Origin of the sequence: Okeania sp. (assembly GCF_035285525.1) — a bacterium.
GTDB lineage: Bacteria > Cyanobacteriota > Cyanobacteriia > Cyanobacteriales > Microcoleaceae > Trichodesmium.
Map to the genome: position 1 here is coordinate 25,733 of NZ_JAYKGW010000226.1, position 25,423 is coordinate 51,155.

The following is a 25,423-nucleotide window of genomic DNA, read 5'->3' on the forward strand; positions in this document are numbered from 1 at the left end:
TCAGTTATCAATTATCAGTACCTATAGCTGCAGCCAAATTATTTAAATAGTAAATCGAATATTTTTTTTCATCTCTTGGAAAAAGGAGACTTGAGACCTTAATTTGCTTAGAGCTAAAGGTATAGATATATGTTATAACTTATGCAGACACCGGGTTTACTCAGAAAATTTTGTGACTTGAAAAACAACAATCAAGATAATAGACCCGATTTTGATTTGCCTGAGTAAGTTCTGATATTTTATCAAATAATAACATATTTAATGCCAAAAATTCTTAATGTTAAGATACTTTGTATAAATTTTTGTAAAGTAATAACAATAAGACTGATGTATAGCCCCCCTTATGTAGTAGGAACTAAATGCCCTTAACCCCCAAACTTAGGATTATTATATATAACTATTTATAGGCAGAATAACTGTTCTAAACCAATAAGATAAAAAGTTTTCTATATTTGTATGGAAATCTTTAATATTAACTGGTTTTTCCATATAACTATTCACTCCTTGTTCATAACAAATATGAATATCTTGTGGATTTGATGAAGTTGAAAGTACAACTACAGGAATTGTTTTAAGTTCTTGATTGTTTTTAATCACTTTAATTACTTCTCGTCCATCGGTTCCTGGGAGGTTTAAATCTATTAAAATTATTGTCGGACGGGGTGCTATTTTCGGATCTGAATATTCTCCGGTATTAAACAAAAAGTCTAGAGCTTCATCTCCATCTAAACAGTGATATATAGGATGCTGAAAATCTAGCTTTTTCATTATTCTAGTTAATGCAGCGTAATCTTCTTCATTATCTTCAATTACTAACAAAGATAAATTTTTTTTTAAATTATTGTTGATTTTATTCATTGGAAAAGGGAATAATGGTAATAAAGGTGTCATTTCAGTTATCAGTAGAGAGTGAACTTCCGACTAAATTCGGAGGCTTTAAATACTGAGTTAATTTTTTTCATCGCCGAAGACGGGGGAGGCTTTATACCTCTTTTTTTTGGTAATCATTCAGCCATAATAAGAGTGCTTTTAGTTTTTGATAAAAGCTTTATTATTCAGAATGAAATTTTACGATAAAAGCCAGTTTTAAGTAAGCATTCAGCTATCAGCTTTTCAAGGTAATAAGTTACTAAGGTTAGTAAGTAGTAAGGTTAGCTGATGATATTTTTATTTATATTTATATTTTACTTCTTGGAGAATAATTCCTCCTGACAAACAACATGAGTTAACGACTAATGGCTGACGGCTAAATGCTTACAGTTTTCACTTTCTTGATTCCTTTAAATATCCTCCTTAAGCTGGAGATTTTTATTGCTAATAGCTGTTGGCGCAGCATTTTGCCGGAAATGCTTACTTAAAGGTAATAATTTTTTAAAGTTATTATCTATAAATATAGATTGGATTTTTGACAAAATATCTAGGTTCACTATAACAATTATTAATCAGTTGTAAAAAAAATTATAATAGTGAATTTAAACTATATAGCAATCCTATTTTATTTGTGTATAAAAATCCTACTACTTTTAGGGAATAGGTATAGAGGCAATAGGCAATGGGTAAAATTTTCAGAGTTTATTTCTAGTTTTTGATTTGTTGCAACCTATGCACGGATTGCTATAGTAATCATAGTTTTGTGGTGAGGTCATTTCAGTTATCAGTTATCAATAAAGAGTGAACCTTCGACTAAATTTGGAGGCTTGAAAGACTGAGTTAAATATTTTTTCATCCCCGAATAAGGGGGGACTTTATACCTCATTTTTTGGTAAAAAAAACTGGGTTTTAGGGAACAGGGAACAGGTATGGAGAGAATAGAATAAAAATAGATGTGCCTTATAACTTTGGGAAACGCTATAAAACCCTTGAATATTATTTATTAATTATGTAATAATTTAGCAGTCAGCCGTCAGCTATCAGCTATTATTTTTTATTTTACATAAAAACTTTATTTAAACCCCAGCCTTTAAGAGCAAAGTTTTATTGAGCCAGAATTAATCTTAACTACAAAAAACTGGTCTTATAGCTGATAGTTAATAGCTCAGTTCTCACTTAATTATAACTCCTAACTGCCACCAAAATCTTGCGACATATAGCGTATTTAATTTTCAGCAATTAATAATGAACAATTAATCATTGCCCCTTCTTCAAAGAAGGGGATTGACTAATCATGAACATTTTTGATTTATCCCCTAGGATAGGGGAGGCTTCCAGCCGTGAATTATGAATTATTAATTATTCGGTAAGCATTTCCTGCGGAATGCACTCCCATTCAGCTATTAGTAGTTAGCCCTTCCTCCGGAATGCACTCCCATTCAACTTTTCCTGGGTTATGGTATTTAACTTTCCGGAGTGAAAATAATTCCTCTTTCCAGAATCATGAATTAATAACTCATTACTGTTAGCTAAGAGTTGACGAATGAATACTTATATTTAATCTGAATATGCTAAAGTTATTACCAATAGAGAATTAATAATTAGAGGTATAGCAATCATAAATTAGATGTGAGAACTCCTGCATAAACCAAGTTTAATAGAATGACAGTACCATTTATATCCTCTTCTCACAAATCACAACTGACTGCTATAGTTTTGATTATTAATTATCAATTATGAATTATTAATTATTCCAGAATTTTAGATAAAATATTGTTCCCTCTCCATAAATAGATTTCACCCAAATTTGACCATTATGACGTTCCATAATTTTTTTCACTATGGTTAAACCGACTCCGATTCCACCCCCAAATTTATTTTTACTATGTAATCGTTTAAAAATTTGAAAAATAGTATTTTGATACTTTTCTCGAATACCGATACCATTATCTTTGATATATATAATATTTGCAGATTCTTCAGTTTCTTTATAACCTATTTCGACAATTTTCTCTTCTTTTAAATTATACTTAACTGCATTAGTAATTAAATTGCTAAATACTTGTTCTAGAAGGATTTTATCTCCATAAATTACTGGTAACTTATTCAGTTTTTTTACTTGAAAAGATATATCTGGTTTACTAACCCGAACCATCTCAGACACATTGTCAATTAATTCATTCAAATTAATAGCAGATTTATGGAGTTCTTGACGACCTAAACGAGAGAAATATAACAAAGCATTAATTAAATCCTCCATTCGTTGACTTAAACGCGCCAAAGTCTCTAATTTATCTCGACCATCTTGATCGATAATTTCTCCATAATCTTCCATCAAAAATGTTGAATAATTATGAATACCTCGCAATGGTTCTTTTAAATCATGGGAAGCAAAATAAGTAAAAGAATCTAACTCACTATTAGTTTTTTCTAATTCCAAATTAATCTTTGCTAATTCAGAAATTCTGCGCATTACAATTCCCACAATTGCAGTTTTAAACTCTTGCGCTCCTTCTATTTCATAAGGTTGCCAAGGTAAGGAATGAAATTGAACTATTTCTTGCCATTCCTCAAAAGATTTCCGAGGACAAAGTTTCATTGTACCATTAGATTCAATCTCAATTGGATATTCTGGATTTCCTGCCCAATTAACTGTTTGACTTACTTCTGGTCGAAACCATAAAATATAAATTTCTTGTACTTTAGCAATTTCTAATACTAATAATCCACTACCAACCTCTTTAAATTCTTGAGCTGGTGGGTAAATTATTGGCAAAGAATTAGTTGCATAAATATCAGTGTAAATCTGATTTTTTACCCAATTTAATAGTTCTGTAATTTCGGCATCTTTTGGTATTTTTCCTACCTTATGGTACTCTCCTTCCAGAGAAATTACAGCTCCAGTTCCTCCCACAATTGTTAATAATTTACTATCAATATTTTTGATAACATTTAATAAATCTTCTGACTCAGAAATAATCTTAATTACTTCAGCTCGAACCGACTTCAGAGCAATTTGATAATCTAAATTATCATTCTGTTCTCTAACTGGAATATGAATCGACATTATTTGACCTAAAAATTCACAAACCACTCGTTTATTGTAGGGAATATATTTAACTGATTGGTGATGGCAAGCAATTAATCCCCATAATTTGCCTTCTTTAAGCAGAGAAATTCCCATTGAAGCCATAACACCCATATTATCCAGATATTCTACATGACAATCAGAAACACCCCGCAACACAGAAAAAGTTAAATTTAGAGGTTGTTTAGTTAAGGGATTATATTTAGGTATTAACTCCACAGCTCGACAGTGAATATTAGGAATAATGCGTAGAGAATTAACAGAAAAAAGCTCTCTTACTGGTTGGGGAACATCATAAGCAGGATAATGTAAACCTAAATATGTTTCCATATTTTCTCGTTTATCTTCGGCGATAACTTCTCCATTATCATCAGGATGAAATTTGTAAATCATTACTCGATCAAAACCAGTAATTTTGCGAACTTCTTTAACTATAATTTCACAAAGTTCCTGTAAATTAGCCGATTTTTGAATTAGATTAATTGTGGGAAAAGTGAGTCGATAAAACTGGGAAAAATCTGGCTTTGATTTATCTGCACAAAGTTCAATTTCTAGTATTACAACCTCATTATGACGATGAACAATAGTGTTAAATAATTTAACTTCATTTCCACATTTAATAGATAATTGCAGTGGATTTATACATTGAAAATCTCCCACTAAATTATTATTAATTTTATCTATTTGATGTGGTGCTAAGAGACAGTTAATGTTTTGTTGGAGTAGATTTTCTGGAGGAATATTTAGGAATTCTCCTGTATTACTACTAACTTGAATAATCTTAAACTCTGGCTCTTGTAAAACCAATAATACTCCATGATCTTGAATGTAGTCAGGAATATTAATTTGTTCGTTATAGTTATTAGTGAAATTTACTTTTTTAGTATCCATTTTACCTGATTATAATTTTTGATTCTAGATTCTTTATTTGTAAGTATAGCAATTCCCATACTTGTGAGGTACAGTTTTCTATCCCCCTTTTAAAGCATAGCTTTATAAGGAACTCTGAAACCCTTATGGAAGAAAAGGTAGACAAGGTAGACAAGGTAGATGGGTAAGAGGAGGGAGTAAGAATTTTGTCTATATTCTTCACTTATAGTGTCTGATTCAATACACTTTTCTCCACAAAAAAAGCCGACGCCAGGCTTTCACATAACTTGTCTCTTTTGTCAATTTTTATGAAAAGAGAAAGATGTTTATAAAGCATAGCTTTGAAAGGGGGGAAGTGAACAAAAAGTCTCCCTTTTAAAGGGGGGGAAGTGAACAAAAAGTCCCCCCGATGATGCGCTATCCCTTACCCATAACTCCTGAAAAGGTTGTGGGGAGAGGGGGAGAAGGGAGTAGGGGAGAAAGGAGAAAATATGATAGTAGCCAAGTAAAACTACTTAAATAACTGCAAAAAAATATGTTTTTTTTACATTTTTATCCTGAAAAAGCCAAATTAAAACTTACCCATAATTTGTCAATTTTTATATTAAGAAATATGTGGGTAAAGCATAGCTTTGAAAGGGGGGAAGTGAAGAAAAAGTCCCCCTTTCAAAGGGGGGGGGAAGTGAAGAAAAAGTCCCCCTTTTAAAGGGGGAGAAGTGAAGAAAAAGTCCCCCTTTTAAAGGGGGGGGAAGTGAACAAAAAGTCCTCCTTTTAAAGGGGGGAAGTGAACAAAAAGTCTCCCTTTTAAAGGGGGATTTAGGGGGATTATCAATGTACCTTACAAGAAAAGGGAAATGCTATAGTCAGCTAACAGCAATATGAACCAAATTTCCATAACCAAAACCTTGTAGGGACGTTCCATGTAACGTCTGTAGTCTACCAAAATGAAAACTACTGTAATGCTGACGTTATAATTATATTATGTAGTCAATTTAAACAAGGAAATAAAAATGAATAATTGGAAAAAATATCTAATTAATACTGCTTGTGTTTCTCTATGTTTATTAGGCTTGAATACAGTTGCCCTAGCTATCAACCCTAAAACAAAGATTGTACCAACTCCAAAATATCAACTGGCTCAAACTCCTGTTGGTTATTGTACAGTATCAGACCCAACTGATTCACCTTTGAATGTACGACAAAAACCAAATGGTACAATAATTGGTACTCTGGAAGATGGTGCAGTAGTTGCTATTGGAGTTACTGATGGTAGTGAAGGTAGAAATTGGACCAGAATTATTCGTCCAATAGAGGGTTATGTATGGTCACAATATTTAACAGATTGTCAATATAAGTATTAGAAAAAGGGAGTAGGAAGTAGGGAAAAATAATTGATTAATTAAGAGTGTAATAATTGACTTGATTTTTTATTACTATAAATGTCTATGAATTTATATCATGCCCAGATAATCAATGATCAAAAACTTTTCCCTTTGAACCTTTCTTTTCCTTCTGTCTTCTATAGCAATTCTAAATAGGGCTTGCGTATGGAAATATCAAAGGATTGAAATTATAAATTTTTAGCAATTTTAGCTTTAAAAAAAGTACCTATTTTTTGACTATTGTTGTCTCCAAATAGTAAATTTTTGACACAATTTGTCAGAAAATTTGACCGTAGCAGATAGTTTAAATAGTTAAGTGTTCCCTACCTTCACCATCAGACTGTTGAGCGCAAACCCTAAATAGATTCTAATCAATCAAAAACTAGAAATCAATTCTGAAACTTTGAGCTATTGCCTCCATACTTATTCCCGAAAAAAGACAAGATTTTTGACACGAATAAAATAGGATTGCTATATTTTCATTCCTCCAAAATCTAACTATTAAACCGGCCATGATATTGGATTAGTTGATGGGAAATTTTTACCTTACCTTAATTATAATTATTAGAGTGCATTTATTTTTCTTAACTTTTTATTCCCTCCGAACTAGAATGACTACTCTATATAGATGTTATACTAATTACTTACCAAAAGCAATGCTATACTTAAGCTACACTTCAATACCTTAATAATTACCAAGATTAAAAATCTGTTGCGTGACAATTATTAGTTGGTTAGTAATTATTTTTCTTACCTTTAATCTTTCCCCACACCGACCAAATGAACCACACGAACCCACCCAATCAAATATAGTATTCTTTTTGAGAAATGGTATTAACGTGCCTACTATTTTCTTCCTATTTCCTAAAAAATATGAAAAATTGCACATATTGCTCAAAATTGTTCTACTCTAGTTTATGTACCTAAAAATATAGATTTGTAATATGCCCAGAACTCAAAGGAATGATAATTTTATTGATAAGTCATTTACGGTTATGGCAGATTTGATTTTGAAGCTATTACCAACAAATAATCAAGCGAAAGAAGCTTTTGCTTATTATCGTGATGGAATGTCGGCACAAGCTGATGGGGAATATGCGGAAGCTTTGGAAAATTATAATGAAGCTTTAAAATTAGAAGAAGATTCTAATGATCGGAGTTATATTCTTTATAATATAGGTTTAATTCATGCTAGTAATGGGGAACATGATCGAGCATTAGAATATTATCACGAAGCTTTAGAAAATAATCCTAGAATGCCTCAAGCTTTAAATAATATTGCTGTAATTTTTCACTATAGAGGAGAAAAAGCAAAAGAAATAGGTAACTCAGAAGAAGCTAATAGGTGGTTTGATCAAGCTGCCGAATATTGGAAACAAGCAATTAGTTTAGCTCCTAATAATTACATTGAAGCTCAAAATTGGTTGAAAACTACTGGGCGTTCCAATAAAGAGGTATTTTTCTAAATTTAGGGAGTAGGGAGTAGCTTACAAGGGTAAGTTTTTAAGATTTGACACGGAGACACGGAGACAGGGGGGACACGGAGATCGATGACTTTCTTTGATGAACAGAGCAAGTAGTCCAGTAGGTTGGGTTGAGGAACGAAACCCAACATTAGGTCTAATCCAGTAGGTTGGGTTGAGGAACGAAGCCCAACATTAGGTCTAATCCAGTAGGTTGGGTTGAGGAACGAAACCCAACATTAGGTCTAATCCAGTAGGTTGGGTTGAGGAACGAAACCCAACATTAGGTATAGCAGTAGACTAACACACCTTAAATAGTGCATGGGTTTCATTTGATGCTGCGCAACCCTAACGGGAACAACCCAACCTACGAATAATAGGGTTGTTGGGTTTCGGTTCCATGCTGCGCAACCCTAACGGGAACAACCCAACCTACACTTCTACTCAATTGTTCCCTGTTCCCTGTTTCCAGTTAAGTGTTCCCTAGCGCTACGCACTATAATAGTTTTGAAAATAGGAACAGTTACTAATGATTATAGACAATGAACAAGTGCATAAAGTTGCACATTTAGCTAGACTAGAACTCAAACCAGAAGAAGAAGAAATGTTTACTACTCAGTTAAGTAGTATTCTGGAATATTTTCAGCAGTTGAGTGAGTTAGATACGGAAAATGTGGCTCCTACTACTAGGGCAATTGATGTTAGTAATATTACTCGTGAGGATCGTTTAGAACCTTTTCCGAATCGAGAAGAAATTCTCTCTTGCGCTCCAGAGCAAGATGGGGACTTTTTTAAAGTTCCAAAAATTATGAGTGAAGAATAAAGTAAGCAAACAGCTATTAGCTGTTAGCTATCAGCAATAAGAGCTGATAGTTGAAGGCTGAATGCTTACAGAATAAAAGCTCAAATATTAGGGCAGCAAATTGCTAGCGGGTTTTAATCCTTTGTAAAACAGGTATTTTGCTTGTGTTATTTTACTAGGATGAAGTCCGCTACTTTAAAAATCATAATTACTCACCAGCTTTTTGTGTGAGCAGATTGATTAAATTATCAGATAATATCATGTTCGGTTGAATAGTTATAATTAAAGTTATCCTGTAGGGATTTGGAGACCAAATCCCTACCGTAAAATGTGACAATCTAGTTAATGAAATGCTATATAAACAAAAACTTTTTGATCAGGCTCTGATCCGGACATGATATAACCACCAACCTGCATCAAGCAAAGCTTTAATTCTTGGAAATATTAAAGAGATAATTCCTCGTTGTTTAGCTAATATTAATATTCCACCTGTTCCAATAGTAACAATACCAAAAGTATCAGGGCAACGACGTGCTGCCCGATTATCAATAATAACCCCAAAATTAAAAGTATTAAGAGCTAGACTTAATACTTCTGATTCTCCTATTCCTAAATCCCAAGCTCCTATTTCAGGAATAATATTTGTTTTCTTTTTTTGTGCCCAATTTACAGTAGGTAACTTTTGAGATGGTATATCATTTTTACCTTCTGCTATAACTTCATTCCACACTCCTTCTGGTATTAAAATATCAGTAAAAAGCTGAGGTAATAAATCAGCTTACTGACTTTTAAATAGGGCAATTAGTGGAGAAGAGTTGATAATAACTTGCTTAATCAACATTTTCCATTTCTGCCACTAATTCTGACTTCAGAATATTGGATAAAATCTACCCGATAACGAGACAAAGCATTGATAAATTATGAACGAGTTAAACCAGCTATCTCTGCTGCTTTACCTTGAGATATTTTTCCAAGTTTGTACCATTTAATTGCTGCTGCAATACGCATTTCTTTGACAAATTCATCCGGTGTTTTGCGAAGTGCAGAAAATACTGCTGTTGGTAATTTAATAGGAATTGTTGTCTCCATATTTTTAATATTTCACTTTTTTATTAATATATTAATATATCAATCCATAAACCTGCTTTATTAATAATATTTTGTGATTTGAAAAACCATAAAAATACACCTGGTTTATTATTGAGATATACTCTTATTTGAAATACAAAAAATTGTGCTATAACAATATGAAATGATTTGCGAGAAAAAGCTGTAGGGGTTTGGTTTCCAAATCCCTTAGCGCTTGGGTTTGGAGACCAAACGGGTTTGGAGACCAAACCCCTACTATAAAATCTTACAACCTATTCAGGATTGCTATACAAGCTATAGTTATAACTATTCAACCGCACATGATATTAGTTGTTAGTTTGAACTGATAACTGATAACTGAAGTTACCCTAAATAACCTCTTGGTGTAATCATCCAATTATGATGAATTCCTGTAGATTTATTACCAATTAAAATTACAGTCAACATATCAACTGAAATTTCTAATAATTTACCTAAATTTGTTAATGTAATTTCTTCTTTTTCTCGATAAGCAGAACGAACAATTGCTACTGAATTTTCTGGTTGACGATACTCTAAAAAAATATTCACTGCTTTAACTAATTGTTCAGTTCTATTCTGAGATTTAGGATTATAAATTGCCACCACAAAATCAGCCATTGCTACTGCAATTAAACGTTTTTCTATTACTTCCCAAGGTGTTAATAAATCGCTCAAACTAATAGCACAAAAATCGTGCATTAAAGGCGCACCAACTCTTGATGCAGCAGACTGTAAAGCACTAACTCCTGGAAATACTTCTACTGCCGGAATTTTCCCATTCCAACCTTTGGCTCGAAGTTGTTCTAAAACTAATCCTGCCATGCCATAAATTCCACAATCTCCAGAAGAAACTACTGCTACAGTTAAACCAAAGTTTGCTAATTCAATTGCTCTTTCGGCTCGTTGTCTTTCTTGAGTAATTGGCATTTTTTCTACTATTTGTCCGGGATTTAATAATGGTTTAATTAAGTCAATATAAAGAGAATAACCAATCACAACTTCTGCATAACTAATGGCAGTTTTAGCAGCGGAGGTCATCTGGTCTAGTTTACCGGGACCTGTACCAACTAATAATAATTTTCCAGTTTTCCCTGTATATTCTTTTTTAGCTAAAGCAACAGCAATAGTCATTGCTCCTGGTTCCCCTTCCAGACGGAATATTTGTTTATTAACTAATAATTTTTGAGAGGATTTTAAGAGATTTTCTTCCTGTTTAAGGGAAGAAAAAGAATTATCAATAGATTCGGAAAAATCTGTATCTTTCTGTTGTTTTTCATTCTGGTTAATTTCTGTTTTTAAAGATGATTTTAATTCTTGTTTAAGGGAAGGAAAAGAGTCATCGGTAGATTCGGAAAAATTAGTGTTTTCCTCCTGTTTTGCTCCTAAAATAGCAGCAGCTTCAGCAACACTAGAAGTCCCCACTTCTGCTGCGACAATCTTAGAAGGATTAGGCACTTCAACGCTGTTTAATAACTCCGCTGAAAATGTCCTTAAAGGCAAAATTCGTTCCTGACAAAATTCCACTAATCCTACTTCATCAGCTTTAATATTAATAGTAGCAATACCAGCGATCGCTTCCATTGCTAAATGATGAGCGCGAAATATTTCTTCGATACCAGTAGCAATTAATTTTTGAGAAGTTCCTCTTTCGCAACCAACTCCTACCCACAAAACTCGCGGATGCCATTGCACTTTTGGTAAATCTGAATTTGGCGACAACTTCTCTTGAGTAAAACCAATCAAAATTTTCGCCTTCGGAGTAGGGGATGCTGCACCTATTTCTGGAGAATCAAAATAAAATGGATGTTGCTCCGGTAGATGTTTTTGCCACAACGTCGAACCTACTTCTTGAATCACTTCTACAGTTTCTCCCCTAGCAACGATACCGCTAACTTGATTCCAATCACCAGTTCCCCGTTGCCAACCAAAAGGTTTACCCAAAATATCAATACCAGGTAATTCTAAATTATGAGATGCTCCGGTAATAACTGGGGTAGCGTTCAGGAGGGGAGCAAGAATATTAGTTAATTGATCAGCACCTCCCTGATGTCCGCTACATAAACTAATGACAAATTTACCCCCTTCATCAACCACAACTACTGCCGGATCGCGATATTTATCTTGCAACAATGGGGAAATTAAACGTACAACTGCACCGCTAGCAAGACAAAAAACTATTGCACAATAGTTTTGCCAAATATTTGGGAGATGATTTTTCAGAGAGTCGGTGTAAACCTGGGTGTTGGGAGGAAGTTTGATATTTAGTTGACAAGATTCTGGTATCCAGAGAGTTGCCCCCAATGTTTGGCAAATAGGTTGTAAGAATTTTGTCGCTGTAGGAGTTGTAGCGATCGCGGCCATTGGTTGAAATTCTTGGGCAATTAAATTCATTTTGCAACTGATAAGTATGACAAGTTGTCTTTTGACATTTTAGTATTTTTCTATAATATATTATTTTGAACAAAATAATCAAATCATAACTTAAGCAAACTCCCTAAAAAACCGGGTTTATTGCCCTAATATTATATTGTTTTTCAAAGGATGAAATTTTGTTGATAAATCCGGTTTCTGCGTAAATACTGAAAATATGAAAAAAAAGATGAACAAAATACTCAAACTAACATCAACAATACTAATTTTAACCGCTGGATTAGGAGTTGCTACTACAGTCAATTCTGCAAATAATTATTTACTTGCAGATAATTATCATAGTCATAAAAAATTAGAAATTCAACCAGGACAACCTGTTCCTAAAGTTGATTTATTAGTTTATCCAGATACCAAGAAAGGATGGAATTTAGAGTTGAAATTAACTAATTTTAAATTTGTTCCAGAAGCAGTTAATCAAAATAGTAACTATTATGAAGGTCATGCTCATTTGTATATAAACGACGAAAAAATAACTAGAATTTATGGTAATTGGTATTATATTAAAAATTTAGAACCAGGAAAAAATAAAATTGCTGTTACTCTGAATACTAATAAACATGAAGATTTAGTTAGTAATGGTAAGATTATTATGGATACAGAAATAATCGAAGTTACAGCACAAAAATAGTAGAAAATTGTAGGGTGTGTGACGGCAGTTTCTTTTCAATTTTAGGGAAACTTATAAAATTTTGCCGTCACGCACCTTTTTTTGAGATGGTAGATAATATAACGATGTGATTCATCAAGAGCGAAAAGCGCTGTAAAATATTTTCAACAGATAACCTAGAGGAAATAAGATCGGATAACAGAGTCGAAAAAATTTAACACTTATTTCCATCAAAATTGTAGTAAACTGTTTCAGATAAAATGATAAAATGTGTAATCTACTAGAAAATGAAAAAACCAAAAAAAAGTAGATATTAGCAGTAAACGTCTAATTGGAATTGACCCGACTCTTCCATAATGTTCGGTGAGTTACGCTTTCGCTGCGGAATGCTGCAAATTGATGTCGCGTAGCGAAACGCTTTTCAGATCGGGCAGCGCAACCCAACAAAGCTTTATGGTTGTTGGTTTGAGGAACGAAACCCAACCTACAGTTAGTTTTTCCCAATCGCTCTAAAACTTCTGCTTTCTGCCTTACTTTCACTCCCCACTAATATGAATTACTAATTCTCGGCGATGACTACGTTGGCGATGTTCCCAAACATAAATTCCTTGCCAAGTACCTAATACTAATCTGCCATTATTAATAGGAATTTGTTCAGAAGTATGGGTTAAAACACTGCGAATATGAGCTGGCATATCATCAGGTCCTTCTGCACTATGAATATAATGATAACCTTGTGGTACTAATTTAGAAATAAAGTTTTCTAAGTCAACTAAAACATCTGGGTCAGCATTTTCTTGAATTATTAAACTAGCAGAAGTATGGCGTAAAAATAGATTACATAAACCTATTTTTATCCCTGACTTAGCTACAGCTTCCTCAACTTTAGAAGTGATTTTAGACAAAGATTTACCAGTAGTATTAATTTGCAATAATTGTTGATATTGAGTCATTTTAGTTATTAGCTTTTTCAGTTATCAGCTTTTTCAGTTATCAGCTTTTTCAGTTATCAGTTATCAGCAAGAAAAAAAAGACGAGGCATGAAATTTTATAGTCATCTAAAAATGACTTAAGCTATGAGCCAAGGATTAAAATCCTTGGCTTTTTCTGCCCCCAGTTACTTTTAACCTTTCTTCCTACTTTTGTAGAAGAAATTTAAGTTTTTTTATACTTTTAAGCTTTCCTCCTTCTTCCTTCCTCCTTCTTACTTCTTCCTTATTCCTGCTTTTAACGTAATGGTTTTAAAAATATGGGAATAGGTTGATCGTTATTCAGTGCTATGTGGTTAACTGTTGTCAGTTCAATATTTGCTTCCTCAAAAGCTTCTTTAATCATTACACCTAAAACTTTCTGGATAATTAAATGTTTTCCTGGCTTAACTTGTGTAATGACTTCTATTAATAGTTGATTATGAGAAAACTCTTCTACTCCTTCTATTATTGTTGGTTCAAGTATGTCTTCCTGATACTTTTCTTGAAGCTGCTTACCAACTTTTTCTATAATTTTATTGACTTGATTCATCTTAACTTGATAAGGAATTTTTAACATCACCACCGCATTGCTGAAACTAGAATGATTAACTATATCTTTAACATCACGATTATGGATAATATAGTTTTTATCTTCATAATTAATCCGAGTAGTTCTTAACTCTATTCCTGTTACAAAACCACTAACACCATTTATCTCTACAAAATCTCCTACTAAGTAATAATTTTCAAACAAAATAAAGAAACCTGCGACTATATCTTCAACCAAACTTTGCGCTCCCATGCCAATTGTTAAACCTAAAATACCTGCACCAGCTAAAATAGGGGTCGGATCCATTTCCATAGCATATAAAATTGCTATACCTGTACCAAAGTAAATCAGGTATTTAGTACAACTTTGAAATAAAGGTAAAAATGTTTCTCGCCTCTGCTTAGATACATCATCTGTATCATCTATATTTTCTTTATTTAAAAGTACCTCTTCTACTACAAGTTGACCAATTTCTTGAACAACACGACTCATAAAAACAATCCCAATTATTTTCAAAAATAAAGGACCATAATGAGCTAACTTACCAAGAAAATCAATTTTTTCAATTGCTAAAGTAGCTGTAGTAATATAAATTGCATATTCAAGACATCGTTTAGCCAGAGGAACTAATATACTAAGGCGATCATAGATGCGTAAAATATTTCTTTGATCGGAATATTTCTTGCTCAGACCATTCAAAGTATCAACAACTGTTGTATTAGCTTTCGTCAGTAATAATCCGACAATAATAATCATATAAACTTGTAAACTTACATATAAATATTTGATTATTACGGGTGGAAATACCATTATTTGAGCTGATACACCAGCATATAACAGCCAAATTATTTTATTAAAATTACTTCTGAAAAATTCAAATAGATTTTCAATACTGGCATCATTTGCAGTGATTGTATCAACGTTTTTTGCTTTCTTTTTTGACCAGGTGAGAAATTGATTTATATATGGAATACTCCATTTAGTTAAAATTAGGATGCCTACGATTTTAAATATTCTAATTGTTAAAATTAACAAGTAATCAAAAGATATTTTTTTTATCAGAGAAGTTTGGAAGTCAATTAAGTCTTTTCCCTGAAAAATAAGCCATCCATTAAATCCTATTGTTAATACACATAATAATAAGCAACTTATAATTAATAATATGTGAATATTTTGGTAGATAATTTCAAGGTCTTTGTGCTTTTTTTCAAGTGATGGTAGTTTAATTAATTGTTTAGATGGTGCTTTGAATAATTGTTGAGATTGTGCTTTTAATAATTGTTCATATCCTTTGCCTACAGCAAATCTAATTCCGACAAATAGACATATTATAAATCCGACTTCAGCTACAGTTAAAATAATGCTGTTTAGATCGATTGTAATTAAGTTGTTGATATTAATGTTAGAGAACATAATTAATAAATAATGGATAATGGATAATGGATAATGGATAATTGATAATTATAGAGTTATGCCATTTATCTGTAACAATGCACTTAATAACTTTTACCAAAACTAGAATTTTATTGATATTTTCTATCTTTTATTACAGCAATTTTGAGGATAAGTGATGTACACTTATCTGTAGCACAGCCTTCTAGGCTGTAACCAGCAGGAACCTTGAACTGTAAAAATTAAGAACAGACTTCCAGTCTTTAACAAATAATCAGGTACCTCACTAATTCCGAAATTACTGTAAGTACAAGTTCGTGGATAAATAGTTTTCTTTAGTTTTCTAGAGATTTCCAGAACTCTTTCATTATTAATTATTAATTATTAATTCTTCTACGACAGCTTTAGCGATCGCTTCACTGCCTTTTTTATCTAGTTTTTCAGATTTACGGGGGACTTGGAGGGGTTGTCTGAGAAACTCCCAGTCACTATCAAAAAACTCTTGAGGAGGTAATATTTGATGATAACTATAATCTTGAATCCCTGCTAATAATAATTTTGATTCGGCAAAACCTTCTCTGATTAATGAGACAATAGGTGTTTCTAAACGTAAAGCTTCAGCAAAGGTACTATATCCTGGTTTAGAAATAATTCTGCCACAAATAGGCATTAAATCTACAGGGCGAATATGTGGTAAATTTATATCTATTTTTTCAGCTTCTTTTCTGACATTTATTAGATTAGGAAGTTCAGGAGTATTATTATCAAATGTCAGAAATTGCCAGTCAGGAAAACGAGCCAGATTTTGATAAGGAATTTGGTCTAAACCTAAACCACCAAAAGTCAGTAAAATAGTTTTTTCTTGATCTGTATTAATATTAAATTTGGCTTTAATTTCTTCTGGTTGATAACGTGGAGTTCCTCCAGTTAAACCCACATCTAAAATATTAGGAAAAGCTCCCATCGGTTCGTGAAGTGGAAGACGAAATAAACGATTACATTTACTAAAACATTCTCCTATCCAATCAGCAATTTCGAGAAATTCACCACCCCAAGGACGATAAATAAAATCCCAACCAAAATTACCCAACATCCAACCAGGAATATCAGCAACTTGAGCAATTTTAGCAGCAATAGGTGGAATATCTGCTAATAATAAATCTACTTGATTTTGTTTAATAAAATTTACTTCTCCCGCAATAATTGACCTTTCTTTCTCTCGAATTTCTTGCACTTTTTCCAGGGTTGTTTTCTTATCCATAGTGATACTATCTGATTGAATTACCCCCACATCAAAAGCACGGGGACGATAAATAAAATCACCATCAATATAAGATTCTAATAACCAACGGGGAGCAGTTGTCACCATAATTAATAAGACATCTGGGCACATTTTTTGCACCAAATTAGCCACAGATGATATGCGCACCGCATGACCAAATCCATGATTAGTAATAGCAAGATATAAAGTAGGTCGAGACATAGATTTTTTTTTCTCTTTTGAAAAAGTAATATTACGCTTTTCAAGTTAATTTTTAAAGTAAACATTAATTTTCAGCATTTAGCTTCTCAAAAAATTATAGTAGTTATCTAATCTATGGAAGTACAATTTTCGATCTCCCCCGCCACCCTTAAAAAGCGGGAGAAGCTCTCAAAGCCCCCCTTAAAAAGCTGTCCCTTATAACGAACTCCTGAAACCCTTTTGATGGGGGGTGGGGATATAGGGAGGTCGGGGGAGAAAAGCCTCTAATTAAGTACTTTTACTCTCCCGAAATACCCATTGAATGACAAACTCATAACTTCTCTCTTTTGTCAAATTTTATGTTAAGAAAGATGTTTATAAAGCATAGCTTAAAAAGGGGAATTTAGGGGGATCGTATATACAACTAATAGCTGACAGATAAATGCTTACCCTGAGTTAGATAGTATAGGTCTAATTATACTGGGACTAGGAAGAAAAAATATTAATGTTTACTATAAACAGTACAAATTTGTGTTAGTGTTTTAACCTTAAATAAGTATTGTCATAAATTAACTTTCGCCAAACTATATTCTCAGCAAAAAAACTTTGCCAAGTCCAAGTAGAAATAATCCCTTTTACTAAACTATTTATTATAACTAATTTCAGGATATTTGATTATTATTATTTTATTAAATTTTGCTATAACGGATGGGTGATACTTATTTACTAATTCCTTTTGCTTTTGTGATTTTTTATCTAGCAAATTAGGGTGAAAAAAAATCAGAAAAAATTTTATCTTCATTTAAGTAGTTTTTTAGGAGTATTGACTTAAAGCACTTTTCACTCTCGATGAACTACATCGCCATAACCAAAATACAGTAGGGACGCCCTTATGCAATGTCCCTACTGTGGTTTACCGATCTAAAAACCGCTGTAATCAAAGAATATGGTAGGGGCGGGTTTTCACCAGAATTTTCATGGCTACTCTCAAATTTAGATAAACCCGCCCCCATATACACCCAAATGAACTGACACATATAAAATATAGCAATGTGCGCACTTAATCTTTACAAATTGCAGGAGCTGTCCAATAGACATCTCCAGAAAAGAGGGAACAGGGAACACTAGATATGTGGGAACAGGGAAGAAGAATTGATAATTTATAGATATAGCAGGGAACACTAGATATGTGGGAACAGGGAACAGGTGGAAAAGTCTTTCCGTGGTCTTTGATTCATCATCAGTCCATGTCCTAATCGCCTTGTCTGTTGCTATAATAATTGATTTTACTTTTTATTTTTGGACCTGTCCAATAGCTAAAAGCCTTATATTATTGGCCATTCATTCTCCCTGTTCCCTGCGCGCAGCGCTATAGTACAATAGTAGGGGCAGATTTTCACCAGAACAGGACTTACGCAGAAACTGGGCTTATCAACAAAATCTGGTGATTTGAACTGAACCCAGAAACCCGCTTTCTCGCAGAAAGCGGGTTCCTCCCGTGTAAGTCCTACAGAATTTTTATGGTTACTCTCATTCCTTAGATAAACTTGCCCCCATACCCAACCTAAATCTATACTAAACCATACTTATTGCTCAAACTATCTCTTGCCTGCTCCCGGTCATCAAAATGAATTTTTTCTGTACCCAGAATTTGATAATCTTCGTGACCTTTTCCAGCTATCAAAACCCCATCTCCAGACTTAGCTTCCATAATAGCAGTTTGAATAGCTGCAGCGCGATCGCCTATTACTAAAGGCTTAATTTCTGGGGATATTCCCTCTAAAATATCCTGTAAAATTTTTTCTGGGTTTTCAGTTCGGGGATTATCAGAAGTCACCACAGCTAAATCTGATAACTCAGCAGCAATTTTACCCATTTTTGGTCGCTTGGTGCGGTCGCGATCGCCTCCACAACCGAATACACAAATCATTCGACCAGGAATAAAAGGTCGTGCTGCTTTTAATAAATTTTCTAAACTATCAGGAGTATGAGCATAATCAACAATTACACTTACATCTTGCTTTTCAGAAATTTGTACCTTTTCCATCCGACCGGGTACACCAGGAAATTCTGATAACTGAGCAACCACCATTGCCAAATCTAAATCCAAATGCAAAGCTGTTCCCACCGCAGCTAACATATTAGATAAATTGTATTGCCCTACCAATGGTAAACTAAAAGGAATCTCACCCTTCGGAGTATGCAAAATTCCCTGAACTCCTGTGGGTTGGTATTCTAAATCTGATGCCCAGAAATCAGCAGAAGAATCATTAGTGCTATAACTCCAAACCTTTTCTGACTCTAATCTGGCAATTAACTTTTTACCGTAAGCATCATCTGTATTAACGATCGCTCGACCTTTCAGATAGTCTGAACTAAACAACAACGCTTTTGCTTCAAAATAATCATCCATGTCTTGATGATAGTCAAGATGGTCTTGAGTCAAATTTGTAAATACCGCCACTTCATAAGTGCAACCCCAAACTCGTTTTTGATGCAGAGAATGGGAACTAACTTCCATAATGCCATATTCACTACCTGCTGCTACTGCTTGCGCCAATTGATTTTGCAACTCTACTGGGAAAGGTGTGGTAAAAGCTGCTACTTGATCAAATCCAGGCCAACGTGCATAAAGAGTACCGAATAAAGCGGTAGGTAGTTGAGCATTATTGAGGAGAAATTCGACTATGTGGGTGGTAGTGGTTTTGCCGTTCGTACCAGTAATGCCTACCATTTTCATTTTTTGCCCAGGATAATCATAGAATGCAGCAGCAATTTCTGGGCAAATTTGACTCATGTCTGCAACTGCAATTACACACTCATTTTGAGGTGGATGTTTTGTAGCTGCCGAATCAGAAACTAAAGCTGCTATTGCCCCATTAGCGATCGCGCTCTCCCAGAAGTCTCCTCCATCAACGCGATTACCTGGTATTCCTATAAATAAATCCCCTGGTTGGCAAGTACGAGAGTTTGTAGCTAAACCTGTAACTTCTGTTTCTAAAGCTTTGTGATTATTTGTCAGTGAGATGCTGGGAACTTTGGCTAATAATTCTCTCAATTTCATATTAGAAACTCCGATAATTTTTTTTGTAATTTTAAGGGTATTTTGGATTTTTTGGCAAAAAAAAAAGAAAGAAGGAATGTCCAAAAGGAGTGAATATCAGGACTAAAGCCACGGGAACCCAGAAACCCGGTAGGAGGGTGGATATTTATTGTTAAAAACAATGATTTACCTTAGAAACCGGGTTCCTCCCGTGTAAGTCCTGAATATAAAATTACAACATCAAAAATAACTTTTATTATAATTCATTGTTGGTAAAAGTTTTGTTGTTAATTTTACTAAAGAAGGAATAATTCTAGCGATCGCTTAAATAGGATTGCTATATGATATCAAATCTGCTAGTATCGTTACAATTGAATGCCGTAGGGGTTTGGTCTCCAAACCCTATACCAACTAGCAATTTTCTCCAATACTGGTAGTAAAACCTTATTTTCCAAAGCAAAAAGATTTGATATGACCACTTTTATTCCACAAAACTATTCGTAAGCATTCAGTCCTCAGCTATTAGCAATTGCTTTAGTTTTATTAAACCAAATAGGACTTAGGCAAAGAAACCCGGTACGAGCCTAGAAACCGCGTTTCTGGGTTCAGTTCAAACCATGAGATTTTGTTGATAAACCCAGTTTCTGGGTAAGTCCTGCCAAATTTAACTTTGGCAACAAAAGGAAACTTCTATTCCTAATAGCTGAATGTTGACAACTCTTCAATTCTCCAGTCTGCAAATTGTTAACCAGGAACTCTTTCAAAATCTCTGCTATTTCGAGTTAATAGAATGCCATTCTGAGAAATTACAATAGCAGCAATTCGTAAATCCAGAGTGCCAATCCGAATTTTTTGACTAACTAAATGTCTATAACAAATATAAGCTTTTTCATCAAAATCAAGCAAATTTACACTTAAAAAATAATTTAAAGTTGTCTTCAAATTTGTATAAGCTGCTATTAGTTTTGCTGCTGAATTTGATCTTCTAATTCAATTGAGTCGTCCATAAAATTGTTCCTTTGCAGTAATATATAGTTACAGCAATTTCATCATAATTAACGGCATTAATACGCCGTGTAAGAATTGGATGTCTCTGTTGAAATAGAGAGACATGATCGGTATCCAGTACCCACAAACTCACTTTACTTTTTCCTCCACATCAAGTTGATGATAATAAATTTCCATCTCTGCATCAAGTTGGCGACGATCTTCTTCAATAAAAGCTTGTACCTCCTCAAAATCTGGATCATCTTTAAACATTCCGGCAAATTTCATCCAGGGATGTTCGGGTTTCGGGCGTTCAATTTCCAGGGATACAATTTCCACTTTTTCTAAACGTGCTGTCACTATCTGAGAGAATTTGGTAAGTGCTTCATCGCGGTTTCCTGCGATAGCTTAACATTCCGGCCATCCTAATATTGTGGCTCGATACTCACCAGTTTCGATAGGTTCAACCAAAACTGGATAATTCAATTTGGTGGAATTTTCTGCTTGATTAGTAAAATTAAAACTCATCATATTTCTTCTAATTTTTTTTCATTATAGCAGAGGAATTTTAATAATTTATTCAACAAAAAAATCAACTTCAAGATGATAGTTAAAAAGTCATTTTTTTAGAACCATAAGCATTTCCTCAGTGCTATAATATCAAAAACAACCCCAGCAACTAAACCAAAATTAAACCTCAAAAAAACCCTATTATGTCAGCCAAAGACATCTTTGATAATGCCGTACGCTTCGTCCTCGAAAAAGATGGATGGACTGTAACTCACGATCCTCTATTTATGAGAGTCGGCGACGTTAGTTTCCAAATAGATTTAGGTGGAGCAAAAATCATTGTTGCTGAAAAAGGCGAGCAAAAAATAGCAGTAGAAGTGAAATCTTTTGTAGGAGCATCCGAGGTGAAAGAATTTCATTTAACCCTTGGCTAAATGCTTAACTACCGCTCTGCATTAAGAAAAGCACATCCAAATCGAATCAGGATTTACGCAAAGGCACTATATATAGCGTATTGGTGGGTGACGAAGTGCGCTTTTCATGTCCCGTAGCGTTTCGGCGCTTGAGCCGACATATAAAGCGGAGCTTTGCGGAACGCAAAACACACCCTACTAATAGCGTTCATGCGTAAGTCCTACGAATATTATATCTGGCAATTACCTTGGAAATTTACGATAGCTTTTTTCGTCGCGAATTTGTTCGAGATGTCATCGCCGAACATTAATTAAAATTACTAATTTTTGATTCTAGCAAGGAGAATATTATAACATGGAAAAACTAAATTATTCCGAACTGGTGCAAAAAATTTTGACCGAAAGTTTCTTAGGAGAAGATATTTCTCCAGATACAGAAGTAGAAGTTGTTTTCGATACAGTACGCGATCGCTATTTAGTCGTTAATCTAGGTGGGGATGCCCATAAACGGGTATATGGGACTACAGTTCATGTTGATATTAAAGATGGGAAAATCTGGGTACAACAAGATTGTAGCGATATCGGCATTGCTGACGAGTTATTAGAGGCAGGTGTACCCAAGACAGATATAGTTTTTAGTTTTCAATCTGCTTATCGGCGACAGTTTAGTGGGTTTGCTGTTGGTTAGGGAAAAGCTATTTTTTCCAAAGGAATTAGGTGTATTCTTGATCAACAGGACTTACACAAATAGAATATATATGGGGTGTTGGTGCGTTAGCGTAGCGTAACGCACCCTACCAATAGCTCCTCCCTTCCCACCTTGTCTTCCTGGTCTTCTTTGTCTGCTTCGTAGCTGGTAGAGGGTTTGGAGACCAAACCCCTACGGTCTTCAATTCTACGAATACTAACGCATTTGATATGACTTTGGTATAGTAATTATCTGGATTTGATCTAAGTCCTATTTCTCACAAATATGATGACTGTACACCACCAAAACAGTTACTAAACCTAGTCGCAATTTACAAATATTTCTGTAACACTTGCTGCAATTTTCTGACTGGTGTTCGAGGTGAAAAACGTGGTATCAACTTTTCTGTTGCTGTATCTGTTTCAGAAACACAAAGTACAGGGATTTCATATTGATAAGCTTGAAACCAGTCATCACGGGTGGTGATGTTTCTAACCTCTAACTCAAATTTACAAGTGCTTTCGGGGTCTTTCAATATTTCTTCCAATTTTTCTTGAAGTCCTTCACAGAGATGACAACCTGGTTTACTGTATAAAATCAAATTCATAATTTTAGATTAGATGGCGCTAGGGAATAGGGAATAGGGAATAGGGAATAGGGAATAGGGAATAGGGAATAGAGAACAGATGCTATAGCTGACAGTAGGGGCGAATGGCATTCGCCCTTGTAGGGACGTTCCATAGAACGTCCCTACTTTGTGATGTCGTAATTATGAAAAACTCTGTAAAGCAGATAAAACCCGATCGTGAATTATCCCATTACTAACAACCACACCCCGGTTATCAACCATTTTTGATCCATCAGCAAAATTCAAAGGTTTGCCATAAATATCGGTAACGCGCCCCCCTGCTTCCTCAACCACGATCGCTCCGGCAGCATGATCCCAAATATTTTCTCGGTAGTCTGGTTTCTTTGGTGATGGCAAACGCAAATATAAAGCAGCTTTTCCAGATGCCACAATCCCATATTTTGCCTGGGAGTCTACCCTAACTGATGGTGCAGTAATACCAACTGCCTGAGCTACAGCATTTTGACGGTCTTGGTCGCCGTGAGAACTTTCCACGCTCTCCACAAACCGAAGATTAGCAGTATCATCCGCTTGCACAACCTGAATCGGAGTCAGTTCACCTCCTGCTATTGGCATCATCGCTGCACCTTCACCCCGCACCGCTACATATAACATTCCTGGTTCATTATTTTCCACTGGCATCGCTGGACAAGCTAACACTCCGACCTTCACTTCTCCTGCTTCCACTAATGCTAACGCCACTGCATATTGGTCTTGACGTAAGAACCCTTTTGTGCCGTCAATGGGGTCTAATGTCCAATAACGAGGTCCCACTTTACCGTTACCTTGGTTAATCCACTGTATAACCTGTTCTGAGGTGGCATCTGGGATTTGTTGCTTAACATAATTTGTTACTTTTGTCAAATTTTCTGCCATTTCTGGAGTCAGTAAATCAGTAGCATCCTCTTCTCCTACCACTGGAACCTTAGGAAAAGCTGCAGCTAAAGCCTTGCAAATTAATGCCTGAGCGCCATAGTCAGCAACAGTTACAGGACTTTTATCCCCCTTTTCCATTGCGGGGGGAATATTGCTGCGGACTTGTTCACAGAGTTTAGCTGCTGCTAGAGCCGATTCTATAGCTATTTGTTTTTCGCGATCGTATGCCATAAGTAATTTTATGTTAGGTACTTTGTTATAGCATATATTATTATAAACAGGACTTACGCAGATGAACCCAGAAACCCGGTTTCTCCTAGACTTCTATTGCTCAAAACAACGATTTCTCCTAGAAAACGGGTTCCTCCCGTGTAAGTCCTAATCAAGATACCTTTAGGGGTTTTATGTTACAGCAAATCAATGCTCAAACGGTAGGGAGTCCGACTACTACCTTGAGGATACACCCGCACAAAATAATTTCCTGGTTCTAATGTGGTGATTATGATTTCTGGGTTATTACCATCGTTTTTAGACTGGTTAATCAATTCTTCACCACTGCCATATAATTCGACGTTGGCATCTTTGAATAAACCGTCAAGGAACAATGCAAAATCTCCTTCCTTATCTGTTTGGAAGCGGTAAAAGTCATTGGTATCACGATAACTTCCTCTGGTAAAACCGATGTCGTCAACTACAACCACTTCCTCTGTAAGTTTGCCTAAATCGAGCGCTGTCTGGAAACTATCTCCGGGTTCACCGCTGTTCTCATCATTATCCTCAATAGTACCAACAGCAGATTTATCTCCCAATTGAACATTTTTTGGTTTGCTGAGTTTGACGCTAAATGTTTCGTCCTCTTCCTTGAGAGTATCTCCTAATATGGGAACGGTTATGGTTTTTTTCTTCTGGTTGGGTTTGAAAACGATTTTGCCTTCTTTTGGTTGGTAGTCAGAATCTTGTTTAGCAGTTCCGTCAACAGTGGCATAATTTACTTCAACCCTTTTGTTAACTTTGGTGTTGAGAGTAACGTCAAATTTTAGTTGTTTTGTGCCGTCATCCCCTTCAGTTATTTCAGCATCTTTGATGGAAACTTTGGCAAGGTCGTTATTGCGAATAGTGCCAATACCTCCATTATCTTGGAGTTGGGCGTTGATGGGGTTACTGAGGTTGAGCTTAAAGGTTTCGTGAGGTTCTACTTTTGTGTCGCCCAAGATGGGGACGGTTATATTTTTTTGGGTTTCACCAGGTTGGAAGGTAAGAGTACCTTGGGTGGGTTGGTAG

Annotated in this window: 20 protein-coding genes and 1 pseudogene; 6 read left to right on the plus strand and 15 right to left on the minus strand. The window is 34.7% G+C overall.

Features of this window, described 5'->3' with window-relative positions:
• Positions 1-387: 387 nt before the first annotated feature.
• A complete protein-coding gene (locus VKJ25_RS21330; protein WP_324238656.1) occupies positions 388-891 on the minus strand; it encodes a response regulator in 504 nt (167 codons plus the stop codon).
• Positions 892-2,614: 1,723 nt separating this feature from the next.
• Positions 2,615-4,849: an ATP-binding protein gene (locus VKJ25_RS21335; RefSeq protein ID WP_324238657.1), complete on the minus strand. Its 2,235-nt coding sequence runs from the start codon at positions 4,847-4,849 to the stop codon at positions 2,615-2,617.
• A 989-nt stretch (positions 4,850-5,838) separates the two neighbouring features.
• Between VKJ25_RS21335 and VKJ25_RS21340 the strand changes: the two genes are divergently transcribed.
• The 3 genes from VKJ25_RS21340 (at position 5,839) to gatC (ending at position 8,496) form a co-directional block, all read left to right on the plus strand.
• Positions 5,839-6,189 carry an SH3 domain-containing protein gene (locus tag VKJ25_RS21340; protein ID WP_324238658.1) on the plus strand — a complete coding sequence of 117 codons (351 nt, stop codon included), beginning with the start codon at positions 5,839-5,841 and terminating at the stop codon, positions 6,187-6,189.
• A gap of 965 nt (positions 6,190-7,154) precedes the next feature.
• On the plus strand, positions 7,155-7,676 hold the full coding sequence (locus tag VKJ25_RS21345; protein WP_324238659.1) for a photosystem I assembly protein Ycf3: 522 nt from the start codon (positions 7,155-7,157) through the stop codon (positions 7,674-7,676).
• A gap of 529 nt (positions 7,677-8,205) precedes the next feature.
• Complete coding sequence (gene gatC / locus VKJ25_RS21350; protein WP_324238678.1) at positions 8,206-8,496, plus strand: Asp-tRNA(Asn)/Glu-tRNA(Gln) amidotransferase subunit GatC; 291 nt, start codon at positions 8,206-8,208, stop codon at positions 8,494-8,496.
• A 355-nt stretch (positions 8,497-8,851) separates the two neighbouring features.
• Here the strand turns inward: gatC and VKJ25_RS21355 are convergent.
• The 3 genes and pseudogenes from VKJ25_RS21355 to cobJ all read right to left on the minus strand — a co-directional run.
• A pseudogene (locus tag VKJ25_RS21355) lies at positions 8,852-9,238 on the minus strand (PIN domain-containing protein); the annotation flags it as partial.
• A gap of 155 nt (positions 9,239-9,393) precedes the next feature.
• A complete protein-coding gene (locus tag VKJ25_RS21360) occupies positions 9,394-9,564 on the minus strand; it encodes a UPF0175 family protein (RefSeq protein WP_324238661.1) in 171 nt (56 codons plus the stop codon).
• Positions 9,565-9,927: 363 nt separating this feature from the next.
• Positions 9,928-11,976, minus strand: coding sequence for a precorrin-3B C(17)-methyltransferase (gene cobJ / locus VKJ25_RS21365; protein WP_324238662.1), 2,049 nt, complete (start codon positions 11,974-11,976; stop codon positions 9,928-9,930).
• Between the two features lie 208 nt (positions 11,977-12,184).
• On the opposite strand from cobJ, the gene VKJ25_RS21370 reads away from it, so the two are divergent.
• The gene (locus VKJ25_RS21370) at positions 12,185-12,643 is read left to right on the plus strand and encodes a hypothetical protein (protein WP_324238663.1); all 459 of its coding nucleotides are present in this window, start codon (positions 12,185-12,187) and stop codon (positions 12,641-12,643) included.
• A gap of 515 nt (positions 12,644-13,158) precedes the next feature.
• Here the strand turns inward: VKJ25_RS21370 and VKJ25_RS21375 are convergent.
• The 7 genes from VKJ25_RS21375 to VKJ25_RS21405 all read right to left on the minus strand — a co-directional run bounded on the left by VKJ25_RS21375 (position 13,159) and on the right by VKJ25_RS21405 (position 21,558).
• Positions 13,159-13,575: a secondary thiamine-phosphate synthase enzyme YjbQ gene (locus VKJ25_RS21375; protein WP_324238664.1), complete on the minus strand. Its 417-nt coding sequence runs from the start codon at positions 13,573-13,575 to the stop codon at positions 13,159-13,161.
• Between the two features lie 274 nt (positions 13,576-13,849).
• Positions 13,850-15,556 carry a mechanosensitive ion channel family protein gene (locus tag VKJ25_RS21380; RefSeq protein ID WP_324238665.1) on the minus strand — a complete coding sequence of 569 codons (1,707 nt, stop codon included), beginning with the start codon at positions 15,554-15,556 and terminating at the stop codon, positions 13,850-13,852.
• 349 nt (positions 15,557-15,905) lie between these two features.
• Positions 15,906-17,018: a glycosyl transferase gene (locus tag VKJ25_RS21385; protein WP_324238666.1), complete on the minus strand. Its 1,113-nt coding sequence runs from the start codon at positions 17,016-17,018 to the stop codon at positions 15,906-15,908.
• Between the two features lie 1,549 nt (positions 17,019-18,567).
• Positions 18,568-20,061, minus strand: coding sequence for a UDP-N-acetylmuramoyl-L-alanyl-D-glutamate--2,6-diaminopimelate ligase (locus VKJ25_RS21390; protein WP_324238667.1), 1,494 nt, complete (start codon positions 20,059-20,061; stop codon positions 18,568-18,570).
• 723 nt (positions 20,062-20,784) lie between these two features.
• Positions 20,785-20,982 (minus strand): type II toxin-antitoxin system VapC family toxin, encoded by a 198-nt coding sequence (locus VKJ25_RS21395; RefSeq protein ID WP_324238668.1) that lies wholly within the window; start codon positions 20,980-20,982, stop codon positions 20,785-20,787.
• A 195-nt stretch (positions 20,983-21,177) separates the two neighbouring features.
• Complete coding sequence (locus VKJ25_RS21400) at positions 21,178-21,387, minus strand: hypothetical protein (RefSeq protein ID WP_324238669.1); 210 nt, start codon at positions 21,385-21,387, stop codon at positions 21,178-21,180.
• Positions 21,388-21,435: 48 nt separating this feature from the next.
• Positions 21,436-21,558 (minus strand): hypothetical protein, encoded by a 123-nt coding sequence (locus VKJ25_RS21405; RefSeq protein WP_324238670.1) that lies wholly within the window; start codon positions 21,556-21,558, stop codon positions 21,436-21,438.
• A gap of 182 nt (positions 21,559-21,740) precedes the next feature.
• Here VKJ25_RS21405 and VKJ25_RS21410 point away from each other — a divergent pair, with 182 nt between their 5' ends.
• The gene (locus VKJ25_RS21410) at positions 21,741-21,971 is read left to right on the plus strand and encodes an element excision factor XisH family protein (protein ID WP_324238671.1); all 231 of its coding nucleotides are present in this window, start codon (positions 21,741-21,743) and stop codon (positions 21,969-21,971) included.
• A 334-nt stretch (positions 21,972-22,305) separates the two neighbouring features.
• Complete coding sequence (locus VKJ25_RS21415) at positions 22,306-22,638, plus strand: XisI protein (protein ID WP_324238672.1); 333 nt, start codon at positions 22,306-22,308, stop codon at positions 22,636-22,638.
• A gap of 331 nt (positions 22,639-22,969) precedes the next feature.
• Here VKJ25_RS21415 and VKJ25_RS21420 read toward each other — a convergent pair whose 3' ends face one another.
• The 3 genes from VKJ25_RS21420 to VKJ25_RS21430 form a co-directional block, all read right to left on the minus strand.
• Positions 22,970-23,245 carry a glutaredoxin family protein gene (locus tag VKJ25_RS21420; RefSeq protein WP_324238673.1) on the minus strand — a complete coding sequence of 92 codons (276 nt, stop codon included), beginning with the start codon at positions 23,243-23,245 and terminating at the stop codon, positions 22,970-22,972.
• Between the two features lie 162 nt (positions 23,246-23,407).
• Complete coding sequence (locus VKJ25_RS21425; RefSeq protein ID WP_324238674.1) at positions 23,408-24,373, minus strand: 3'(2'),5'-bisphosphate nucleotidase; 966 nt, start codon at positions 24,371-24,373, stop codon at positions 23,408-23,410.
• Between the two features lie 176 nt (positions 24,374-24,549).
• The coding region (locus tag VKJ25_RS21430; protein WP_324238675.1) for a Calx-beta domain-containing protein at positions 24,550-25,423 on the minus strand (874 nt) is incomplete at its 5' end.

Bases quoted from the DNA above. Each gene is read 5' to 3' on its own strand.
- VKJ25_RS21330 (WP_324238656.1), bottom strand. From the start codon at position 891: ATGACACCTTTATTACCATTATTCCCTTTTCCAATGAATAAAATCAAC.
- VKJ25_RS21335 (WP_324238657.1), bottom strand. From the start codon at position 4,849: ATGGATACTAAAAAAGTAAATTTCACTAATAACTATAACGAACAAATT.
- VKJ25_RS21340 (WP_324238658.1), top strand. From the start codon at position 5,839: ATGAATAATTGGAAAAAATATCTAATTAATACTGCTTGTGTTTCTCTA.
- VKJ25_RS21345 (WP_324238659.1), top strand. From the start codon at position 7,155: ATGCCCAGAACTCAAAGGAATGATAATTTTATTGATAAGTCATTTACG.
- VKJ25_RS21360 (WP_324238661.1), bottom strand. From the start codon at position 9,564: ATGGAGACAACAATTCCTATTAAATTACCAACAGCAGTATTTTCTGCA.
- cobJ (WP_324238662.1), bottom strand. From the start codon at position 11,976: ATGAATTTAATTGCCCAAGAATTTCAACCAATGGCCGCGATCGCTACA.
- VKJ25_RS21370 (WP_324238663.1), top strand. From the start codon at position 12,185: ATGAACAAAATACTCAAACTAACATCAACAATACTAATTTTAACCGCT.
- VKJ25_RS21375 (WP_324238664.1), bottom strand. From the start codon at position 13,575: ATGACTCAATATCAACAATTATTGCAAATTAATACTACTGGTAAATCT.
- VKJ25_RS21380 (WP_324238665.1), bottom strand. From the start codon at position 15,556: ATGTTCTCTAACATTAATATCAACAACTTAATTACAATCGATCTAAAC.
- VKJ25_RS21385 (WP_324238666.1), bottom strand. From the start codon at position 17,018: ATGTCTCGACCTACTTTATATCTTGCTATTACTAATCATGGATTTGGT.
- VKJ25_RS21390 (WP_324238667.1), bottom strand. From the start codon at position 20,061: ATGAAATTGAGAGAATTATTAGCCAAAGTTCCCAGCATCTCACTGACA.
- VKJ25_RS21405 (WP_324238670.1), bottom strand. From the start codon at position 21,558: ATGATGAGTTTTAATTTTACTAATCAAGCAGAAAATTCCACCAAATTG.
- VKJ25_RS21410 (WP_324238671.1), top strand. From the start codon at position 21,741: ATGTCAGCCAAAGACATCTTTGATAATGCCGTACGCTTCGTCCTCGAA.
- VKJ25_RS21415 (WP_324238672.1), top strand. From the start codon at position 22,306: ATGGAAAAACTAAATTATTCCGAACTGGTGCAAAAAATTTTGACCGAA.
- VKJ25_RS21420 (WP_324238673.1), bottom strand. From the start codon at position 23,245: ATGAATTTGATTTTATACAGTAAACCAGGTTGTCATCTCTGTGAAGGA.
- VKJ25_RS21425 (WP_324238674.1), bottom strand. From the start codon at position 24,373: ATGGCATACGATCGCGAAAAACAAATAGCTATAGAATCGGCTCTAGCA.